Below are 19,779 nucleotides of genomic sequence, written 5' to 3'. Positions count from 1 at the left end.
TCTTTCATTTGAGATTTTACTATATTTGGATTTTTGATTGTTTTTTGTCCTGACTTAAGTTATATATAAAATATTGAAAATATAAAATAGGAAAATCACATGGCTAACATTATATACATGACCCTAACTGGGGAACAACAAGGATTAATATCTAAAGGGTGTTCAACATATGATTCAATTGGAAATAAATACCAAAAAGGTCATGAGGATGAAATACTTGTATTAGCTATTAGACATTCGATATCTCGAGCCCAAAACTCTCATCATCATCCATTCGAAATAGTAAAACCCATCGATAAATCATCGCCACTGCTAGGTGTCGCCATATCTAATAATGAGTTAATAGATTGCAAACTAGAATTTTTTAGAACTAGTCAAAATGGCGCTCAAGAAAAGTACTACAGTATATCATTACAACAGGCCACCATAAAAAATATAACTTATGATTATCCTAATTCAATATCTCATAATGACAGACAACCGGAAGAAATCATATTGTTAGATTATAGAGATATCACATGGAGGCATTTAGCGGCATCCACATCAGGATATAGTATTAGAGAAGAAAGTATCTACTAAGTAGATGCTTTCTTCTCTAATAGATAAGGTTTTATATCATTTATAATGTCATATAGTTTTTCTTTAGAAATAATAAATATTCCAGTTATATAGCAGTCACTATCGAAGTATTCAAATAACTTGTAGTGAACTGAAATGTCGCTAGAGTTTTTTATTTTTTTAAAGGAAATGTTAATTATGTTTCTCTCATCTGTGAATAAACATTTATGACTAACGTTGTTTATAATATCTAAAATATTATCGACAAAATCACTTAATTCAAAATAATAAAATTCACAATTAAAAACATTAAAAAAACCGTTTTTAAGGGTTAATTCTATATTAAAAGTAAATGATTTATCATATTCAGAGTATTGTTCACTATCAATAGAGAAATCGTGTATATCAATAATAGAAAACTTTATATTATTTATTTCATTGTTTATACTAAACATATTACCTCTATTTATACATAAAATGAGTAACGGTCCATGTTTTTTCATCAACAACAACTTCTAAAGTATATTCTTTTACTTCATTTATATTTTTACCATTAAGATTTTTTATTTTTGATGAGTAACGATACTTTTTTATTTTGGTAATATATCTTTTAAGTATTAAAGCAGATCTACCTTTAGTGTCTATCCCTCTCTGACCATATCTTATTGCTTTTTCAATAATTGTTATTGGAACATATCTTTCTGCTTCAGCCATGTGAGATGCGGCTTTAGGTGTGAATTTTAAAGTTCTAGGTGATAATCCTATTTTTAGTCGTCCACGTAAAAGTGAAATTAAATGATCTGTTAATTTAATAGTTCCTGCTTTGACTAAAGATGTACCACCTCCTTTAAGTAAAGTAGTGAGCTTCGCTCCATTTTTAACAAACCATCCCCCAAGTAAAATTATATCTAAAGGATCAATTAATGGTGATACTAAAGGTAGTTCATATTTACCTAAATATTCACCAGTTGCATCATAAACATCATAAACTCCAGATATGCCATATAGATAGCCTATGCACATTCCGGAATCTTCATCGACGACAGGTACTGACCCTGATGGTATAGTGTCAGTTAATTCTAGAGCAAAATACTCTCCTTCAACTAATGGTGATTTAAAGTCATAGACTCTACCAATATCATTATAATCAAAAGGTCTAATATTTATATCATCATCCATGCAAATATCCTTATGTTTAATTAACAATTTAGACTCAGATAAGAATCATGATGCGAAATGAGCGAATTTACTACTTAAACTTCTCTGTTAAATACTATAAAAATATTGCAGTATTATTTTAATCGCTAAATCACACATAGTATTAAAGCCCAATTTCACAGTTTATAATAGTATATCAACACCTCATTTTTATGAGGTGTTGATATACATATAAATAGATTAGCACTTGTTAAAAACTTGTCCAATCATCATCTTCATCTTCTTTGAATGTCGATTGGTTATGGTTTTTTGGCTCTTTTATTCTTGAGTCTTGTTGATTTTCTTTTATGGGCGATAACCCAATATTTGCTGATTTCTCAACGGGTTTTGTTAATGTACTCTTCTTCGAAAATAGACTTTCCGCTGTTTTAAATTGCTCAACAATTTGCTCAAGATCACCCGTCTCTTCGGTTAGTAAACTCGCTACAGCAGAAGATTGCTCCACCATTGCGGCATTTTGTTGTGTCGCTTTATCCATTTCAGTGACGGCTAAGGAGACTTGAGAAATGCCTCGCGTTTGTTCTTCTGATGCAGATAAAATTTCAGTCATTGAGCTTTCAACATGTTTAACTGATGTGAGGATCTCATCCATTGAAGTACTGACTTGTTCAACCAGTTGATTACCTTGTTTGACGCGGTTAATCGACGCATCAATAAGCTCTTTGATCTCTTTTGCCGCCTCTGCACTACGTTGCGCCAATTCTCTTACTTCTGTGGCAACAACAGAAAAACCACGTCCTTGCTCTCCTGCTCTGGCCGCTTCTACCGCAGCATTGAGTGATAATATATTGGTTTGAAAAGCAATGCTGTTGATAACCGTTGTGATCTCGCCAATCTTTTGAGAGCTTTGTGCAATATCGTTCATGGTTTTTACCATTCTATGGGTAACATCCCCCCCTTTACTGGCAATATTAGAGGTTTGATTGATAAGGTGTGATACTTCACGAGCAATTTCAGTATTATTTTTTACTGTGGCGGTTAGTTGCTCCATACTAGAAGCGGTTTCTTCTAAAGCACTCGCTTGCTCTTGAGTACGACTAGATAGATCATTATTACCAGCACTGAGCTCTTGTACACCATTATAAATATGATGACTTGTTCCGCGAATAGCATTGACTATCAGTGATAATTCAGACCGCATATACTGTATTCCATTAATAAGTTGGTCTATCTCATTATTACCTTTGGCTTTTATGGTGCTATTTTCAAGTAAATTCCCTTGTGAGATATCTGACATATAATCAATGACTTGTTTAATACGTAACACGATATGGTGGCGTATCCACAACATGACAAACACCGTAAATAAGATAAATACCGACATAAAAATAAACGCGAAGATCAACGCGCGTTGGTAATTACCCTGTGCGGCTTCTATCGCGTGGTTGACGACATTATCACTAAGATGATCCGTTGCCTCATAAAGTGATTGTGTGAACCGCTCATTCGTATTGTGAGCATAAAGCGATTGGAAACCGTAATAATCTCGTATTTCTAAACATGAAACGAGCTGGTCAAGATCGTAAATGACACGCTGAAATAGTTTTTTCATTTTCGCCACTTTTTCGCGATCAAAATCGGCATTTTCAGCGGAGGTAAAATATTGGGTAATAATGCTAGAGACTTCTTTTTTTCGTTGAGGGTAAGAGGAGAGGAAATCTGTAATTTTGCTTTCAGCAAGATCTGGGGTGAGATGAGCATCAAACATTACATTAAGCATATCTTCACGTAATTTATTTAATGCGGCATAACCATAATCCATGGTTTTTATCTGTTCAAAACCATCGGCTAACTGTGAAATTCGCTTATTAGTTAAATAAGCATCACGAATGCCTGTAGCACCAGAAAACAACTGAATGGCACAAAACAAGATCAAAATAAACATTAAGCCACTAGATATTTTTATTCGTTTAAGCATAGCCTTACCTATTTCATTAATTTGTAGGATAAAGAGCAAGGAACGACAAACATACATCAGTTAAATTTATTCGGCTTAATAATTGAAAACTTTACTTTTTTTATCTATTTTGTGACTGAAAACGACTTATTTTGCTTTTTTTCGCTTTAATTAACCGCTAATAACTAAAATTTTCTAATGATTGGTGTAAGGTGCTAGGGAAAAAAATGATTTATTAGCAAGGCGAATTATTAGTAATTAAAAGTTTCTAATGATTGATGAGAAAGAAAAGTATCAGCAAGCAAAGTGCTGTCTGACTTTTATAACCTATATAAAATGGGAAAATTTATAATTGATTTTAAGAAATACCTCCAATCTTATTTGATTGAAGGTATTAACGGTAGAGGTCTTTAATACAGATGTAACGTGTTATTTAAACTTTGTCGCAGGTTAATATTATTGTAGGTTATTTAGCTTAAAAACTTTCCCAATTGTCATCGGCTTCATGATGATGGGATTTTATTGTGGATGTCGTTGCTGTTTTTGTTATTTCCGGTTCAGCTGGCTTAGCCGAGAATGTTGGTGATCGTGGTGATGTAACCGCGACTTGTTCTACCTTTAAGGTATTTACAATCATATCTAACATTGAGGCTTGTTCACTTAGTGTTGCTGAAGCAGCTGTAGATTGTTCCACCATCGCGGCATTTTGTTGTGTCGCTTTATCCATTTCATTAACTGCAAGGCTAATCTGAGCAATGCCACGAGTTTGCTCTTCTGATGCTGCTAAAATCTCTTTCATCGAGCCTGATACATGGTTAACTGATGTGACGATCTCTCCCATAGATAAGCTGACTTGTTCAACAAGATCATTACCCTGTTTTACTCGTAAAATAGTTGATTCAATGAGTTCTTTTATCTCTTTTGCCGCCTCCGCACTACGTTGCGCCAAATTACGTACCTCACTGGCTACCACAGAAAAACCGCGTCCTTGCTCACCGGCTCTGGCTGCTTCTACTGCGGCATTGAGTGCTAATATATTGGTTTGAAAAGCGATATCATCAATCACTGCGGTGATCTCACCAATTTTTTGCGAACGATCGGCAATGTCTGTCATGGTCATCACCATCTTATTGCTATGCTCACCACCTTGAACGGCAATATCTGCTGTGCTCATGACTAACTGAGTGACTTCACGTGCGCTTTCGGTATTATTTCTGACTGTTGCGGTAAGCTGTTCCATACTGGAAGCCGTTTCTTCTAAAGCACTGGCTTGTTCTTCGGTACGACTTGATAAATCGTTATTACCTGCGGCAATTTCTTGAACACCACTATAAATCGTTGTACTACTGTTACGGATAGCGCTAACCATTTCTTTTAAGCGCGCTCGCATTTGTTGTAAACCCAACATAAGTTGGTCTATTTCATTGCGGCCTGTAATATCATGGTCAATGCGACTAATTAAATCTCCACTAGCAATCGCCTCTTGATATTCAATCATTTGGTTAATGCGTACAATAATATGTTTACGGATCCAAAAGAGCACTAATGTCGTAAATATCAGGAATATGCCCATGAATAGGGAGGCTATCCATAGCATCTCGTGATAGTTATCTTCTGCTTCAATCACTGACGGATTAACAACGTCATCAGTAATGAAATCTGTTGCTTCATATAATGAATTAGTGAAGTTATCGTTGGCTGGACTTTTTAAGATCAAACGAATTGCATTGGTATTACGTTCATTTAAATATTGCACAAGAAGATCTAAGTCATAACGACTTTTTTGATAAAGTTGTTTGATCTCTGCCATGCGTTGCTGATCAAATCCAGTTTGTGCAGATAGTTCGACATATTCATTCATCAACGTATCCACCTCCGCCTTACGTGCATCCATCGTTTGTATGAATGTAGTAATATTGGCATCTTCCACCTGTGGATTAGCAATATAACTAAACGCCTGCGCAATAATATCAGTACGTAAAGTATTTAACGCCGCGTAGGTGTTATCCATAGTGCGTAACTGGTCGAAACTGTATGAGATTTGTTTTAATTTGTTTTGAGTTTGGTAGGCATCGTGAATGCTTTGTACTCCAGATATTACCTGAATAATACAAAACAGAGTCAGGACACACATTAAACCTTGAGAGATTTTAATTCGTTTTAACATAACCCTACCTATTAGCTTGGCCTTTTTCTTCGCCAGTGGGAGTTCCACTTAGCAGAATGATTAATTCGGCTGGTAGATTAAAAACTTTAGCTAGAAAATGAGTATTTCCCTTACTTAATACAAATAATGGGTAAATAAATGATAGATAACTATTTAAATTGGATAATTGCGTACAAGGTGAGGATATAATTTTGTGTAAAACGTGCTAATGTGACAGGAAATAAAGGCGTTAAGTTAAATGAGTTATATAAATTTTTTAAATGTATTTTAATGAAAAGGAACTATATTATTTTAATAGTTCCTTTTTAGGCATTAATGAAAAATAGTTATTGAGACTCAAAAGCGTTGGTCATCTCTTCTAGTTTTTCTTGTAATTCCATCCACGCCATCTCAACTTCTTCTAAAGCCGATTTGGCAATACTTTGACGGCTTAAGCAATCGGTAAGCGTCGCCTTGTTCTTCGCTTCATAAATTTGACTATCAGAAAGCTCAGTTTCGATGGCGGTCAGCTCTTGGCTAAGCTTATCCATTTTACTTTCTAATGTGGTGAGCTTTTTGCGCAAAGGTTGAGTTTGTTGTCTAAACTCCGCCTCTTTACGCTTTTGCTCTTTTTTATCTTGAGCCGTTAAGTTCGAGGCGTTTGTTGTTTCTTGATCGGGTTGCGTTTTATTAGCTTGAGTTTCTTGGCGATTTTGATCGACTAACCATTGCTGGTAATCATCAAGGTCGCCTTCAAATGGCTCTACTTGACCGTCATGGACGAGATATAAATCGTCTGTGGTTGAGCGTAATAAATGCCTGTCATGGGATACCACAACAATCGCACCTTCAAAGCTAATTAGCGCTTGTGTTAATGCTTGTCGCATATCTAAATCAAGGTGGTTGGTTGGTTCATCCATTAGTAGTAAATTTGGGCGTTGCCAAACCAGTAGCGATAAAACTAAACGTGCTTTTTCACCACCAGAAAATTGGCCACATGCATCGGTGACTTTATCACCATGGAAACCAAACCCTCCTAGATAATCACGTAATTTTTGCTCAGTCTCTTGTGGCGCTAAACGAGTTAAATGTTGTAATGCAGATTCATCGGCACGTAAATATTCCAGCTGATGCTGGGCGAAATAACCTAATTTGATCCCTTTGGAAAGGGCAACCTTTCCTTGTAGTGGAGCTAATTCTCCAGCTAACAGCTTAATTAATGTAGATTTACCTGCACCATTACGGCCTAAGAGCCCAATTCGTGAGCCGGGAATTAAGTTAAGTTTGATGTTATTAAGGATAATCTTATCACCGTAACCGGCACTGACTTTTTCCATAGACAGAAGCGGGTTTGGTAAGCTTTCTGGTTGGCGAAAACTAAACTGGAACGGGTTATCTGAGTGCGCAGGCGCCACTCGCTCCATACGTTCAAGCATTTTGACACGGCTTTGTGCCTGTTTGGCTTTAGTCGCTTTTGCCTTAAAGCGGTCAATAAAACTTTGTAAATGGGCAATTTTTGCTTGCTGATTTTCAAAGAGTGCTTGTTGTTGTGCCAATTTTGTTGCACGTTGCATTTCAAACGAAGAGTAGTTACCTGAATATTCAAATATTTTCTCTTGTTCAATATGTAAGATTTTATCCACAATCGGATCAAGAAAATCTCGGTCGTGGGAAATTAAAATCAACGTACCATTATAACTTTTTAGCCATTTTTCTAGCCAAATTACCGCATCTAAATCTAAGTGGTTAGTCGGTTCATCAAGTAGTAATAGATCAGAACGACAAATTAGTGCCTGTGCTAAGTTTAAGCGCATTCGCCAACCACCAGAAAATGATTTTACGGGCTCAGTGAGTTGTTGTTGGCTGAATCCCAAGCCATTAAGTAATGTGGCTGCACGTGATTGGATAGTCCACGCATTAATAGCATCGAGTTGGCCGTGGATCAGGGCAATAGCATGACCATCGTTATTGTCGTTCGCCTGTTGTAGACGACGCTCCAATTCGCGGTATTCTCTATCACCATCAATAACATAATCAATGGCAGGAACGTCTAAAGCGGGTGTCTCTTGATTTACCCATGCCATTGACCAAGTGCTAGGAAACGTCACATTACCCGCTTCAGCTTGTAGATCCCCTTTTAATAAAGAGAGCAGTGTGGTTTTGCCACAGCCATTTTTACCCACAAGACCAATCTTTTGTCCTGGATTAATCGTTGCGCTGGCATTATCAAGTAATACCCTGACACCACGGCGAATTTGCAAAGAAGAAAAAACAATCATAAATGTCGTCTATTAAGAGTATGTAAATTAATATATAGAGTAAGTTGTTCGTAACAGTTGGTCACAATGCGTGCATGGTAACGGAAAAAAAGGTTTCTGACACGTTTTGTAAGGAGGAATGATGTCAAACGCATCAAATGTTTTACTGGTGTATGTCCATCCCGAGCCGCGTCAATCTATCGCCAATAAAGCGTTGTTGCGTGCGGTGAGGGATCTGGAAAATATAACAATTCATGATTTATATGCCACTTACCCTGATTTTTTTATCGATATTCACCGTGAGCAAGCACTATTGTGTCAACACCAAGTCATTGTATTTCAGTTTCCATTACAAACTTATAGTTGTCCTGCGCTATTAAAAGAGTGGCAAGATAGAGTGCTCACGCGCCCTTTTGCTAATAAAGTTGGGCGAGCTCAACTTAAAGGAAAAACATTCCGTTGTGTGGTGACTACTGGTGAGCCTGAACATGCTTATCAACATAATGGTAAAAATCACTACACACTCTCTGAATTATTGCGTCCTATCGAGTTAATGGCGGAAATGTGTGGTATGCGCTGGTTATCGCCGATGATTATTTACTCCGCAAGGCAACAGTCCAAAACAACACTAGGGCATATTAGTGATGCTTATCGCCAATGGTTACAAGCACCGTTAGAGGGGGAACACGCGGATGGAAGGTAATTGGATGATAAAAGCCGTGCTGTTTTTCTTATGTGCTGCCGTGATTATGGTCCCCATCGCACAACGCTTAAAAATTGGTGCGGTATTAGGCTATTTAATTGCTGGTATTGCGATTGGCCCTTGGGGATTAGGATTATTTAAAGATGTTGATTACATCTTACACTTTTCTGAATTAGGGGTTGTTTTTTTAATGTTCCTGATTGGGCTGGAGTTAAATCCAGCTAAGCTTTGGGAGTTACGGCGAGCAATATTTGGTGTCGGCGCCATGCAGGTTGTCTTTACTGCATCTATTATCACAGGGCTACTTTTACTCTTAACTTCTTTTTCGTGGCAAGCGGCATTGATTGGTGGCCTAGGTATCGCCATGTCATCAACTGCGATGGCTTTACAATTGATGAATGAAAAAGGAATGAATCATAACGAAGGAGGGCAGTTGGGTTTTGCGGTTTTACTCTTTCAAGATATGGCCGTTATTCCTATTCTTGCGGTGATCCCTTTACTTGCTGGCGAAACAGCCAGTAGTGATTGGTATCGTATTGCCCTAAAAATAGTCTCATTCGCTGCATTATTAATTTGTGGCCGCTATTTATTGCGCCCACTATTTCGCTTAATTGTTAAATCGGGTGTGAGAGAAGTTTTTACCGCCGGTGCGCTATTAGTGGTATTAGGGGCAGCACTCTTTATGGAAATGATTGGCTTTTCCATGGTGATGGGAACTTTTATTGCAGGGGTATTATTAGCTGACTCTGAATATCGTCATGAATTAGAAATCTCGATTGAACCTTTTAAAGGCTTATTGCTAGGGTTGTTTTTTATCTCCGTCGGCATGTCCCTTGATATAGGTATATTGTGGCATTATTTACCGCAAGTGTTACTGGGCGTTGTTATTTTAGTCTTGATTAAAGGGTTGGTACTTTATGGTATCGCTTGGTTAGCGAGATTACGTTTTTCGACACGTTTACAGTTTTCAGCCGTATTAAGCCAAGGCGGTGAATTTGCTTTTGTCGTCTTTTCTACCTCTATGGCGATGGGGGTATTAAATAGTGAACAGATGGCATTGCTTTTGGTTGTCGTAACGCTTTCAATGATGACTACGCCACTTGTGATGCAAATGACAGACGCCGTGTTATCGCGCCGTTATAATGATGCAAAGATAGACGAAGAGCCTTTTGTTGAAAATAACCATCCAGAAGTGATCCTGGTGGGCTTTGGTCGTATGGGGCAGGTAGTCGGGCGCCTACTTATGGCAAATAAAGTCAATGTGACCGTATTAGAGCATGACGTTGGTAGTTTAAGTACCATGCGTAAATATGGTTATAAAGTTTATTATGGCGATGCGACAGACTTGAATTTATTACGTGCTGCGGGGGCTGAACACGCGAAAGCCATTGTGATCACCAGTAATGAGCCTGAGGCGACAATGGAAATTGTCCATTTATGCCAGCGCCATTTTCCTCAATTACAAATTATTGCGAGAGCAAGAGGACGGGTTGAAGCACATGAGCTGTTAAAAGCAGGGGTAACAGAGTTTAGTCGAGAAACCTTCTCGAGTGCTTTAGAGCTAGGACGTAAAACTTTAATTGAACTTGGTATGCATCCACATCAGGCCTATCGTGCACAACAGCATTTTCGTCGTCTAGATATGCAGTTATTAAGAAAGTTGGTGGACGAATCACCCGAAGAAGTCTCGAATGTTTCACGTGTTAAAGAGGCTCGTCGTGAATTAGAAGAGCTGTTTAATGAAGAGATGAGACAAGAGCACCACCAGCCTGATATTTGGGACGAATCGTTAACTGATGCTATCCCTCAAGTAAATAGAGAAAAAAGACCCATTGATAAACAGGAGAACTGACCCCATGTCTGCAACCCGTAAGCGTTTTATTGCTGGCGCAGTATGTCCCCACTGTCAAGCCCAAGATACACTCAAAATGTGGCGAGAAGATAAAGTGGATATTGTGGAATGCGCTCAATGTGGTCATCAGCAAAGGCAAACAGACGGTGAGGTTAGTGCACTTGTGCGTGAAAATGAACAGGTCATCGGGATCTTTACACCACAATAAATGTAGGTTTTTTTGATATAACCCGATACAGACGATTTATTTTTCGTTACAATCGGGAAAATTTTGCCCACGGGTATGTAGGAGATGTCATGAAAGTAGCAAACGACTTGGTAGTTAGTCTGGCTTATCAAGTAAGAACAGAAGACGGTGTTTTAGTTGATGAGTCCCCGGTGAGTGCACCGCTAGACTATCTACATGGCCGTGGTTCTTTAATCAGTGGTTTAGAAAATGCATTAACGGGTCGTGAAGTTGGTGAGAAGTTCGACGTTGAAGTCGCTTCTGATGACGCATATGGCCAATACGATGAAAACTTAGTTCAACGTGTACCGAAAGATGTTTTTGTTGGTGTTGATGAGTTAGAAGTGGGTATGCGCTTCTTAGCTGATACAGATCAAGGCCCAGTACCAGTAGAAATTACCGGTATTGAGGGTGACGAAGTTATCGTTGATGGTAACCACATGTTAGCGGGTCAAAACCTGAAGTTTCATGTAGAAATCGTTGCTATCCGTGAAGCCACGGAAGAAGAATTAGCTCATGGTCATGTTCATGGTGAAGATGAAGGTCATGAGTGTTGTGGCGGACATGGCCACGGTGAAGAAGGCGGATGCTGTGGTGGTGGTCATGATCACGATCACGGTGAAGAAGGTGGATGTTGTGGTGGCGGTCATGGAAAAGGTGGTCACGGCCACGGTCATGGCGGTTGTGGTTGCCAACATTAATCTTGTGAAACCATTGAAAAAGGAGCGTGATAACGCTCCTTTTTTGTTCTTGCCTACAGTCTCACTTGAAGTTAATAATGAGGTGGTGGGGTCTCATCTTCAGGGCGAGCGAGCATTGACGATTGGGATGACTTCAATCGTTCGGTGACGATTTTTAAGGCCTCTTTAAAACGACTAATTTCAATTTGTTGTTGTGTGACCACCTGATTTAACTCTTCGATGGTGGCATCTTGGAAAGCAATTTTACTCTCTAATTGAATAAGTAACTCTTCTATTTCCTTAATGTCCATGGTTTTTTCTCCTTGTTATGTGATGTCATATAATGACTAATATAGTGAATTACTGAGTAAAATTTAATATTATTTACTGATATATACACAGTAAGACATAAATCTGGTTTGAGTTAAAAGACTATTTTGTTAATGTGGTAACACGCTGTGCTGACGAAAATCCTAACATTAACGGTTGTGGGTGTCGGCAAATATTTTTAATTCATATAAAATTGTTACCCGCGGATGAGATCTACTCCGCAACGACAGAAAGAAGTGATGCAAAACGTATTTGCTAAGATTTAAGATGATCGTTTGCAACGCGTAGTGACTCACTAACATAAACTGGAGAACGGGATGAAATCTTTATTAAAAACGACGTTGTTGGCAACAAGTTTAGCATTTGCATTTAGTGCACCTCATGCACTGGCAGAAGAGACAGCTAAAGTACCAACATTAAATAGCGCGTTTAAAACTCAGGATGAGCAGAATGCATATGCTTTAGGCGCGTCAATGGGTCGCTATATGGAAGCTGCATTAACAGAACAAAAAAATATCGGTATTAATTTAGATTCAAAACAATTATTAGCCGGTGTTCAAGATGCCTTTAATAATAAATCTAAATTATCAGATGCAGAAATTGAATTAACGCTGGCAGCTTTTGAAGATCAAGTACGTACGGTTGCAACGGCGAAAATGGAAAAAGAAGCTGCAGAGAATAAAGCTGCTGGTGATAAATTCCGTACAGAATTTGCGGCTGAAAAAGGTGTTGTTAAAACTAAATCAGGCCTACTGTATTTAGTTGAAAATCCAGGTAAAGGTAAAACACCAACAGATGCCGATCGCGTTACTGTGAACTATAAAGGTATGCTGATTGACGGTAAACAATTTGATAGTTCTTATGATCGTAAAGAGCCTTTAACTATTAGCCTGAAAAGTGTTATCCCAGGTTGGACTGAAGGTATGAAATACATTAAAGAAGGCGGAAAAATTAAGTTAGTTATTCCACCTGAATTAGGTTACGGTCAACGTGCAACGAGTGGCATTCCAGCTAACTCAACATTAGTCTTTGAAGTTGAATTGCTGAGTGTTGAAAGCGACAAATAATCAGTTGCTTAATGAAAAAATGCTGGAGTACTATTCCAGCATTTTTGTTTGTTTATTTTATTTTTTCTTCAACAATCATCGAGTTAGACTTTTTAAATACAAAAATAAGACCAATAATAATGGCGCCCATCCCCGCTAAGCTAAGCCAAGACATTTTATTGCCTAAGAAGATATAATCCATTAACGCAGTTACTCCCGGTACTAAATAGAATAAGCTAGTCACATTAACCAGATTACCTGCAGTTAACAGTCGGTAGAGTAGTAATTGTGCCACGACAGAAATAATAATTGCTAGCCAAAGTACGGGAACAATAAAACCAATATCCCAAGATTGCTGCATAGGTTGAAATGGAATAAATAATAAGCATAGCGTTAAACTAACCACATATTGTATCGGCAATGCCTCCATAGGCGCTAATTGTAATTTCTTTTGGGAAATTGCGCCAAAGCTCATACAGAGGAGTGCAATGAGTGCATAAATCATTCCTGTTAATGAGAGTGAAGTATTAAATAAACTCTGCGCAACCACTAATACTAATCCTATCAAAGCAATAAATAGTCCTAATAACCGACTCGCAGTAAAGTGTCGTTCAATGATCCATAAAGTGAGGATCGGCTGAATACCCATAATAGTGGCGAGCATCCCTGGTGTAATACTGTTAGCGAGCGCTAACAAGTAACAAATAGAGTAACCACCGATAATGAGCAATCCAACCCATGCTGTTTTTAAACGGCTTCCTTTAGGGGGAAGAAATTGGCGACGTTGGAGACAAAGTAGGGTAAGAAACAGTAATGCAATAACAAAACGCCAAGTCAAAATGGCAAATGAACTGCCATTATCTAAACCCCAACGAGAAAAAATAGCACCACTACTCCAAAGTAGAACAAAAAGCGTAGTAGGGGCAAACTTTGCCCAATATTGACCTAAAAACATAAGTAAACCTGTAAAAGTGTGTAGAAACAGCAGTAATATCGAGATAACGGTTATGTCATTCTGATAGGAGAATCAATAGTAATAATCTCTCTACATACATATAGTAATGAATATATTCTAGCCAGATAAATTATAGAAGTGCATAACAGTGCTAAAGGTAAACTGTTTCTCTAGCAACTTTTGCATAAAATAAGCGAGAGAAAATGTAGATATAGTCGGTTTCACCAGCGGATCGATATTTTATGATATTTGTTAAAATTTTTAGATAATTAGCATATTAATAGGGTTAACAACTTCTTAAAATAGCATAATATTTAAATATAGCTGATGTGCTTAGCTTCATTGATCTTTTTCTTGATCCCCGAAATAGGGTAATTCTCTCAAGAGAAATGCGTGAGTAATGTAAAAATAGAAAGAAAATAAAGCAAAGCTGTGACCTATGACAAAGCTCTTATTCTAAGACTCTTGACGTAGATCCCTTGACGATTTAACGTCAAGATTGTACAGGACTTTATATTTAAATTTTAATATTGAATTGATTCATGAAGATGAATCATTATAAATAATAAGACCTCAAGTCATTATCATAATTAAAGCCTTTAAGGATTATATAATCAAATGTCTAGCCCGTTATTCTATGGTGACAGCAACGAGTTTGAAAAACTAGATAGCCGACCTTTTACTCAAACTGATCACGAAATTTTAAAGTCATATGAGGCTGCAGTAGATGGTTTAGCCATGTTAATTGGTCATCACTGCGAAATCGTATTGCACTCTCTGGAAGATTTGAAATGTTCAGCGGTTAAAATTGCGAATGGGGAACATACAGGCCGTAAGATTGGTTCACCTATTACCGATTTAGCATTACAAATGTTGCATGATATTACAGATGAAGATTCAAGTTTTTCAAAAGCTTATTTTACCCGTGCAAAAAGTGGCGCTTTGATGAAATCAATTACGATCGCTATTCGTAATCGTGAGCGCCGTGTTATTGGTTTATTATGTATTAATATGAACCTTGATGTCCCATTCTCTGAGATTATTAAAACCTTTATTCCTGAAGAAACGCATGAAGTGGCTTCTGATGTGAATTTTGCTTCTTCTGTCGATGATCTCGTGGCACAAACACTTGAATTTACGATTGAAGAAGTGAATAACGATCGTGAAGTGGCTAATAATGCGAAAAATAAACAAGTGGTGTTAAATCTTTATGAGAAAGGGATCTTTGATATCAAAGACGCGATAAATCAAGTTGCTGATAGACTGAATATTTCTAAACATACTGTGTATCTCTATATCCGCCAATTTAAAAATGGAGAGTAGAGTAATACGATGAATCTGACATATTGCTTGCTGGTGACTGGGCCACATTATGGCACGGAACAAGCTTCTAGCGCTTATTTATTTGCTAAAGCGTTACTTGAAAAAGGTCATCACATCGCACAAGTATTTTTTTATCGTGAAGGTGTGTCCAATGCTAATCAATTGGTCTCACCCGCAAGTGATGAATTTGACTTGCCAAAAGCCTGGATAGCATTGGCTTCACGCTACAATATCCCTTTGCAGGTTTGTGTTGCTGCAGCATTACGGCGTGGTGTTGTTGATGAGCAACAAGCTAAAGAGCAGGGGTTACTGAGCAGCAATATGGCAACAAAGTTTGAGCTAAGTGGCTTAGGAGCCCTCGCTCAAGCGATGTTAACTTGTGATCGTGTGGTGCAGTTTTAATGAAGAAAATGAATTCTGTGGCGTTTATCTTTACTCAGGCACCTCATGGTAATAGTGCTGGGCGTGAAGGTTTAGATGCGCTATTAGCAACTTCCGCCTTAACCGAAAATATAGGTGTTTTTTTTCTTTCTGATGGCGTGTTCCAATTACTGGAAAATCAACAGCCTGAAGGCGTTCTTTCTCGTCATCATGCAGCTACATTTAAAGTCCTCCCCTTGTATGATGTGACAAACGTCTATATATCACAAGAAGATCTAGCTCATCGTGGTTTATCGTCACAAACAATGTTTATTCTTGACGCCAAGGTTATAACAGCTCAAGAGATTGCTCAGAAACTGAGTCACTATGACGTGGTATTACGTTTTTAATGATGAGTTAGTCAAGAAGGATGAACGGTTATGTTGTATACTTACTCCGTCTCTATTTACCAAAGTGATTTGGACGCATTTTTGTCTTTATTGACAAAGCATGATGAAGTTTTATTAATCCAAGATGGTGTACTAGCCGTTCTTGAAGATAATCCTTTATTAATTTATTGTCTGGCTCAGCAAATTTCTGTTTATGCATTAATTGATGATGTTCTCGCGCGAGGCCTAAAAGATCAGGTTTCTCATCAGATTAAACTTATCAATTATGGTGATTTTGTCGATTTAACGGTAAAACACCCCCAACAAATTCACTGGGGCGCGTAGAATTGCTGTATAATTCTTGACACATGAGCTCGTCAGCAATAAAATTCTGCGTCCTCATGTTTTGTCTTGTCGACAAGACAGAGTTCAAATCCGTGTTTACGAAGCAAAAACCAGGAGCTTTTTTTAAATGGCAACTATTAATCAGCTGGTGCGCAAATCTCGTAGCTCGAAAGTTGTTAAAAGCAACGTTCCAGCTCTGGAAGCTTGCCCGCAAAAACGTGGCGTATGTACTCGTGTATATACTACCACTCCTAAAAAACCAAACTCAGCACTGCGTAAAGTATGCCGTGTTCGTTTGACTAACGGTTTCGAAGTTTCTTCCTACATCGGTGGTGAAGGCCACAACTTGCAGGAGCACTCCGTAATCCTTATCCGTGGTGGTCGTGTTAAAGACTTACCAGGTGTGCGTTACCACACTGTTCGCGGCGCGCTGGACTGTTCCGGTGTTAAAGACCGTAAACAAGGTCGCTCTAAGTACGGTGTGAAGAAGCCAAAGGCTTAATGGTTCTCCGTTAAGTAAGGCCAAACATTTTTTCACAATTAATGTCAAAATAAACTCATCGAGTTTTGGACAACCCTGAATTTTAAACGGAGTATTTCCATGCCACGTCGTCGTGTAATTGGTCAACGTAAAATTCTGCCAGATCCTAAGTTCGGATCAGAACTACTGGCCAAATTTGTTAACATTCTGATGGTAGACGGTAAAAAATCTACTGCAGAATCTATTGTTTATAATGCGCTAGAGACCCTGGCTCAGCGTTCAGGCAAAACTGAACTGGAAGCGTTCGAAATCGCATTAGATAACGTACGTCCTACTGTGGAAGTTAAATCCCGCCGTGTTGGTGGTTCAACTTACCAAGTTCCAGTTGAAGTACGCCCAGTTCGTCGTAATGCATTAGCAATGCGTTGGATTGTTGAAGCTGCTCGTAAACGCGGTGATAAATCCATGGCTCTTCGCCTGGCAAATGAATTATCTGATGCGGCTGAAAACAAAGGCGCTGCTGTTAAGAAACGTGAAGACGTTCACCGTATGGCAGATGCAAACAAGGCGTTCGCACACTACCGCTGGTAATCCGCGAAGTAGTCGCAACTCTTTTCAGGACAGCTATGCTGTCCTTTACCTGAATTGAACGCCCACGAGAGAGGAAAAAATGGCTCGTCAAACCCCCATAGCACGTTATCGTAATATCGGTATTAGTGCGCACATCGACGCCGGTAAAACCACTACAAGTGAACGTATTCTGTTTTATACCGGTGTAAACCATAAAATTGGTGAAACTCACGAAGGTTCAGCAACAATGGACTGGATGGAGCAAGAGCAGGAACGTGGTATCACTATCACATCCGCTGCAACTACTGCATTCTGGTCTGGTATGGCTAAACAGTTTGAGCCTCACCGTGTAAACATCATCGACACCCCGGGACACGTTGACTTCACTATCGAAGTAGAACGTTCTATGCGTGTTCTTGATGGCGCGGTTATGGTTTACTGTGCAGTTGGTGGTGTTCAGCCTCAGTCAGAAACAGTATGGCGCCAGGCTAACAAATATCATGTACCACGTATCGCGTTCGTTAACAAAATGGACCGTATGGGTGCAAACTTCTTACGTGTAGTTGAACAAATCAAAACACGTTTAGCTGCAAATCCAGTTCCACTGCAAATCCCAGTAGGCGCTGAAGAAGATTTCACTGGTGTTGTTGACCTGATCAAAATGAAAGCGATTCGCTGGAATGAAGAAGATCAAGGCGTCACCTTCGAATACGAAGACATTCCTGCAGAACTACAAGATTTAGCAGATGAGTGGCACAACAACCTGATCGAATCTGCGGCTGAAGCATCAGAAGATCTGATGGACAAATATCTGGGCGGTGAAGAACTGTCAGAAGCAGAAATTAAATCTGCGCTGCGTAAACGCGTTCTAGATAACGAAATTATCCTGGTTACCTGTGGTTCTGCATTTAAGAACAAAGGTGTTCAGGCAATGCTGGATGCAGTTATTGAATATCTGCCAGCACCAACAGATGTACCTGCAATTAAAGGTATTTTACCAGATGGTAAAGATACTCCAGCAGAACGTCATTCAAGCGATGAAGAGCCATTCTCTGCACTGGCATTTAAAATCGCAACTGACCCATTTGTTGGTAACTTAACGTTCTTCCGTGTTTATTCCGGTGTTGTAAACTCTGGTGACACAGTTCTGAACCCAGTTAAAGACAAAAAAGAACGTTTTGGCCGTATCGTTCAGATGCATGCTAACAAACGTGAAGAAATTAAAGAAGTTCGTGCAGGTGACATCGCTGCTGCTATCGGTCTGAAAGACGTTACTACAGGTGATACACTGTGTGCAATTGATGCACCAATCATCTTAGAACGTATGGAATTCCCAGAGCCAGTAATCTCTGTTGCTATCGAACCTAAGACTAAAGCTGACCAAGAAAAAATGGGTATCGCTCTGAACCGTCTGGCTCAAGAAGATCCATCTTTCCGTGTATCTAGTGATGAAGAGTCTGGACAGACTATCATCGCAGGTATGGGTGAGCTACACTTAGACGTGTTAGTTGACCGTATGCGTCGTGAGTTTAAAGTTGAAGCGAACGTAGGTAAACCACAAGTTGCTTACCGTGAAACAATTCGCGAAGAAATTACTGACGTTGAAGGTAAACACGCTAAACAATCTGGTGGTCGTGGTCAGTATGGTCATGTTGTTATTGACCTTAGCCCATTACCATCAGGTGGTGAAGAGAACTATGTGTTTGTCAACGATATCGTTGGTGGTGTAATTCCTAAAGAATTCATCCCAGCTGTTGACAAAGGTATCCAAGAACAGCTGAAATCAGGTCCTTTAGCCGGTTATCCTGTTGTTGATATCAAAGCTCGTCTGCACTTCGGTTCTTACCATGATGTTGACTCCTCAGAGATCGCGTTTAAAATTGCTGCATCTATGGCCTTTAAAGAAGGTTTCATGAAAGCAAAACCGATTCTGTTAGAGCCAATCATGAAAGTTGAGATTGAAACGCCAGAAGATTACATGGGCGACGTTATCGGTGACTTAAACCGTCGTCGTGGTATGGTTGAAGGTATGGACGATCTACCTACTGGTAAGATCATTCGTGCACAAGTACCACTGGCTGAAATGTTCGGTTATGCAACTGACCTGCGTTCACAAACTCAGGGTCGTGCTTCATACTCAATGGAGTTCTTGAAGTACAACGAAGCGCCTAGCAACGTCGCTCAGGCTATTATCGAAGCTCGTAAAGCGAAATAAGATCCTTTCGAGTTCAATTTAGTTTACGCTCCCTCTGTGAGAGGGAGCGATATTAAGGAATATAGTCGTGTCTAAAGAAAAATTTGAACGTTCAAAACCGCACGTTAACGTTGGTACTATCGGCCACGTTGACCACGGTAAAACAACTCTGACTGCTGCAATCACTACAGTTTTAGCTAAAACTTACGGTGGTGCTGCTCGTGCATTCGACCAAATCGATAATGCGC

21 protein-coding genes are annotated in these 19,779 nt (G+C 39.0%); 14 read left to right on the top strand and 7 right to left on the bottom strand.

Annotated elements, in window-relative coordinates; genetic code table 11:
* The first annotated feature begins 99 nt into the window (after positions 1–99).
* A complete protein-coding gene (locus tag ACYUCW_RS11590) occupies positions 100–579 on the top strand; it encodes an Hcp family type VI secretion system effector (protein WP_004249111.1) in 480 nt (159 codons plus the stop codon).
* Here the strand turns inward: ACYUCW_RS11590 and ACYUCW_RS11585 are convergent.
* The 5 genes from ACYUCW_RS11585 to ACYUCW_RS11565 form a co-directional block, all read right to left on the bottom strand.
* Entirely contained in the window at positions 576–1,013 is a 438-nt protein-coding gene (locus tag ACYUCW_RS11585) for a hypothetical protein (RefSeq protein WP_004249112.1), read from the bottom strand. The genes ACYUCW_RS11590 and ACYUCW_RS11585 overlap by 4 nt on opposite strands.
* Positions 1,014–1,020: 7 nt before the next feature.
* Complete coding sequence (locus ACYUCW_RS11580) at positions 1,021–1,737, bottom strand: hypothetical protein (RefSeq protein ID WP_004249113.1); 717 nt, start codon at positions 1,735–1,737, stop codon at positions 1,021–1,023.
* Positions 1,738–1,966: 229 nt separating this feature from the next.
* Complete coding sequence (locus tag ACYUCW_RS11575; RefSeq protein WP_460408637.1) at positions 1,967–3,694, bottom strand: methyl-accepting chemotaxis protein; 1,728 nt, start codon at positions 3,692–3,694, stop codon at positions 1,967–1,969.
* A gap of 454 nt (positions 3,695–4,148) precedes the next feature.
* Positions 4,149–5,840: a methyl-accepting chemotaxis protein gene (locus ACYUCW_RS11570; RefSeq protein WP_460408635.1), complete on the bottom strand. Its 1,692-nt coding sequence runs from the start codon at positions 5,838–5,840 to the stop codon at positions 4,149–4,151.
* Between the two features lie 326 nt (positions 5,841–6,166).
* Positions 6,167–8,098 carry an ABC transporter ATP-binding protein gene (locus ACYUCW_RS11565; RefSeq protein WP_004249117.1) on the bottom strand — a complete coding sequence of 644 codons (1,932 nt, stop codon included), beginning with the start codon at positions 8,096–8,098 and terminating at the stop codon, positions 6,167–6,169.
* 121 nt (positions 8,099–8,219) lie between these two features.
* Between ACYUCW_RS11565 and kefG the strand changes: the two genes are divergently transcribed.
* The 4 genes from kefG to slyD all read left to right on the top strand — a co-directional run bounded on the left by kefG (position 8,220) and on the right by slyD (position 11,559).
* Positions 8,220–8,780: a glutathione-regulated potassium-efflux system ancillary protein KefG gene (gene kefG / locus ACYUCW_RS11560; protein ID WP_004246884.1), complete on the top strand. Its 561-nt coding sequence runs from the start codon at positions 8,220–8,222 to the stop codon at positions 8,778–8,780.
* A complete protein-coding gene (gene kefB / locus ACYUCW_RS11555; RefSeq protein ID WP_460408634.1) occupies positions 8,770–10,632 on the top strand; it encodes a glutathione-regulated potassium-efflux system protein KefB in 1,863 nt (620 codons plus the stop codon). Before kefG ends, kefB begins: the two co-directional genes overlap by 11 nt.
* A 4-nt stretch (positions 10,633–10,636) precedes the next feature.
* Positions 10,637–10,840, top strand: coding sequence for a YheV family putative zinc ribbon protein (locus tag ACYUCW_RS11550; RefSeq protein WP_004246886.1), 204 nt, complete (start codon positions 10,637–10,639; stop codon positions 10,838–10,840).
* An 89-nt stretch (positions 10,841–10,929) separates the two neighbouring features.
* A complete protein-coding gene (gene slyD / locus ACYUCW_RS11545) occupies positions 10,930–11,559 on the top strand; it encodes a peptidylprolyl isomerase (protein WP_004249120.1) in 630 nt (209 codons plus the stop codon).
* Positions 11,560–11,630: 71 nt separating this feature from the next.
* Here the strand turns inward: slyD and ACYUCW_RS11540 are convergent, their stop codons facing one another.
* Positions 11,631–11,849 (bottom strand): SlyX family protein, encoded by a 219-nt coding sequence (locus ACYUCW_RS11540; protein WP_004246888.1) that lies wholly within the window; start codon positions 11,847–11,849, stop codon positions 11,631–11,633.
* A 336-nt stretch (positions 11,850–12,185) separates the two neighbouring features.
* On the opposite strand from ACYUCW_RS11540, the gene fkpA reads away from it, so the two are divergent.
* Positions 12,186–12,935, top strand: a complete 750-nt coding sequence (gene fkpA / locus ACYUCW_RS11535) for an FKBP-type peptidyl-prolyl cis-trans isomerase (RefSeq protein WP_004246889.1) — start codon at positions 12,186–12,188, stop codon at positions 12,933–12,935.
* 52 nt (positions 12,936–12,987) lie between these two features.
* Here the strand turns inward: fkpA and ACYUCW_RS11530 are convergent, their stop codons facing one another.
* Positions 12,988–13,869: a DMT family transporter gene (locus ACYUCW_RS11530; RefSeq protein WP_004246890.1), complete on the bottom strand. Its 882-nt coding sequence runs from the start codon at positions 13,867–13,869 to the stop codon at positions 12,988–12,990.
* Positions 13,870–14,487: 618 nt separating this feature from the next.
* Between ACYUCW_RS11530 and ACYUCW_RS11525 the strand changes: the two genes are divergently transcribed.
* The 8 genes from ACYUCW_RS11525 to ACYUCW_RS11490 form a co-directional block, all read left to right on the top strand.
* Positions 14,488–15,192, top strand: a complete 705-nt coding sequence (locus ACYUCW_RS11525; protein WP_004246891.1) for a helix-turn-helix transcriptional regulator — start codon at positions 14,488–14,490, stop codon at positions 15,190–15,192.
* A 9-nt stretch (positions 15,193–15,201) separates the two neighbouring features.
* Positions 15,202–15,594 carry a sulfurtransferase complex subunit TusD gene (gene tusD / locus ACYUCW_RS11520; RefSeq protein ID WP_004246892.1) on the top strand — a complete coding sequence of 131 codons (393 nt, stop codon included), beginning with the start codon at positions 15,202–15,204 and terminating at the stop codon, positions 15,592–15,594.
* Positions 15,594–15,962: a sulfurtransferase complex subunit TusC gene (gene tusC, locus ACYUCW_RS11515; protein WP_004249124.1), complete on the top strand. Its 369-nt coding sequence runs from the start codon at positions 15,594–15,596 to the stop codon at positions 15,960–15,962. Before tusD ends, tusC begins: the two co-directional genes overlap by 1 nt.
* Positions 15,963–15,992: 30 nt before the next feature.
* Positions 15,993–16,286 (top strand): sulfurtransferase complex subunit TusB, encoded by a 294-nt coding sequence (gene tusB, locus ACYUCW_RS11510; protein WP_004246894.1) that lies wholly within the window; start codon positions 15,993–15,995, stop codon positions 16,284–16,286.
* A 127-nt stretch (positions 16,287–16,413) separates the two neighbouring features.
* A complete protein-coding gene (rpsL, locus tag ACYUCW_RS11505) occupies positions 16,414–16,788 on the top strand; it encodes a 30S ribosomal protein S12 (protein WP_004246896.1) in 375 nt (124 codons plus the stop codon).
* A gap of 99 nt (positions 16,789–16,887) precedes the next feature.
* Positions 16,888–17,358: a 30S ribosomal protein S7 gene (gene rpsG / locus ACYUCW_RS11500; RefSeq protein WP_004246897.1), complete on the top strand. Its 471-nt coding sequence runs from the start codon at positions 16,888–16,890 to the stop codon at positions 17,356–17,358.
* Between the two features lie 79 nt (positions 17,359–17,437).
* Complete coding sequence (fusA, locus tag ACYUCW_RS11495) at positions 17,438–19,552, top strand: elongation factor G (RefSeq protein ID WP_004249125.1); 2,115 nt, start codon at positions 17,438–17,440, stop codon at positions 19,550–19,552.
* Between the two features lie 67 nt (positions 19,553–19,619).
* The coding region (locus ACYUCW_RS11490; protein ID WP_082239425.1) for a GTP-binding protein at positions 19,620–19,779 on the top strand (160 nt) is incomplete at its 3' end.

It is taken from the genome of Proteus sp. MB838, assembly GCF_054767435.1.
The sequence above is the reverse complement of the archived record's forward strand: the minus strand, read 5'-3'. Positions and strand labels throughout refer to the sequence as shown.

Excerpts from the sequence above, each read along its gene's own strand:
- ACYUCW_RS11570 (WP_460408635.1), bottom strand. The coding sequence starts at position 5,840 with ATGTTAAAACGAATTAAAATCTCTCAAGGTTTAATGTGTGTCCTGACT.
- rpsG (WP_004246897.1), top strand. The coding sequence starts at position 16,888 with ATGCCACGTCGTCGTGTAATTGGTCAACGTAAAATTCTGCCAGATCCT.
- tusD (WP_004246892.1), top strand. The coding sequence starts at position 15,202 with ATGAATCTGACATATTGCTTGCTGGTGACTGGGCCACATTATGGCACG.
- ACYUCW_RS11530 (WP_004246890.1), bottom strand. The coding sequence starts at position 13,869 with ATGTTTTTAGGTCAATATTGGGCAAAGTTTGCCCCTACTACGCTTTTT.
- rpsL (WP_004246896.1), top strand. The coding sequence starts at position 16,414 with ATGGCAACTATTAATCAGCTGGTGCGCAAATCTCGTAGCTCGAAAGTT.
- ACYUCW_RS11590 (WP_004249111.1), top strand. The coding sequence starts at position 100 with ATGGCTAACATTATATACATGACCCTAACTGGGGAACAACAAGGATTA.
- fkpA (WP_004246889.1), top strand. The coding sequence starts at position 12,186 with ATGAAATCTTTATTAAAAACGACGTTGTTGGCAACAAGTTTAGCATTT.
- tusC (WP_004249124.1), top strand. The coding sequence starts at position 15,594 with ATGAAGAAAATGAATTCTGTGGCGTTTATCTTTACTCAGGCACCTCAT.
- ACYUCW_RS11575 (WP_460408637.1), bottom strand. The coding sequence starts at position 3,694 with ATGCTTAAACGAATAAAAATATCTAGTGGCTTAATGTTTATTTTGATC.
- kefB (WP_460408634.1), top strand. The coding sequence starts at position 8,770 with ATGGAAGGTAATTGGATGATAAAAGCCGTGCTGTTTTTCTTATGTGCT.
- ACYUCW_RS11550 (WP_004246886.1), top strand. The coding sequence starts at position 10,637 with ATGTCTGCAACCCGTAAGCGTTTTATTGCTGGCGCAGTATGTCCCCAC.
- tusB (WP_004246894.1), top strand. The coding sequence starts at position 15,993 with ATGTTGTATACTTACTCCGTCTCTATTTACCAAAGTGATTTGGACGCA.
- ACYUCW_RS11580 (WP_004249113.1), bottom strand. The coding sequence starts at position 1,737 with ATGGATGATGATATAAATATTAGACCTTTTGATTATAATGATATTGGT.
- ACYUCW_RS11525 (WP_004246891.1), top strand. The coding sequence starts at position 14,488 with ATGTCTAGCCCGTTATTCTATGGTGACAGCAACGAGTTTGAAAAACTA.
- slyD (WP_004249120.1), top strand. The coding sequence starts at position 10,930 with ATGAAAGTAGCAAACGACTTGGTAGTTAGTCTGGCTTATCAAGTAAGA.
- ACYUCW_RS11585 (WP_004249112.1), bottom strand. The coding sequence starts at position 1,013 with ATGTTTAGTATAAACAATGAAATAAATAATATAAAGTTTTCTATTATT.
- fusA (WP_004249125.1), top strand. The coding sequence starts at position 17,438 with ATGGCTCGTCAAACCCCCATAGCACGTTATCGTAATATCGGTATTAGT.
- ACYUCW_RS11540 (WP_004246888.1), bottom strand. The coding sequence starts at position 11,849 with ATGGACATTAAGGAAATAGAAGAGTTACTTATTCAATTAGAGAGTAAA.
- ACYUCW_RS11565 (WP_004249117.1), bottom strand. The coding sequence starts at position 8,098 with ATGATTGTTTTTTCTTCTTTGCAAATTCGCCGTGGTGTCAGGGTATTA.
- kefG (WP_004246884.1), top strand. The coding sequence starts at position 8,220 with ATGTCAAACGCATCAAATGTTTTACTGGTGTATGTCCATCCCGAGCCG.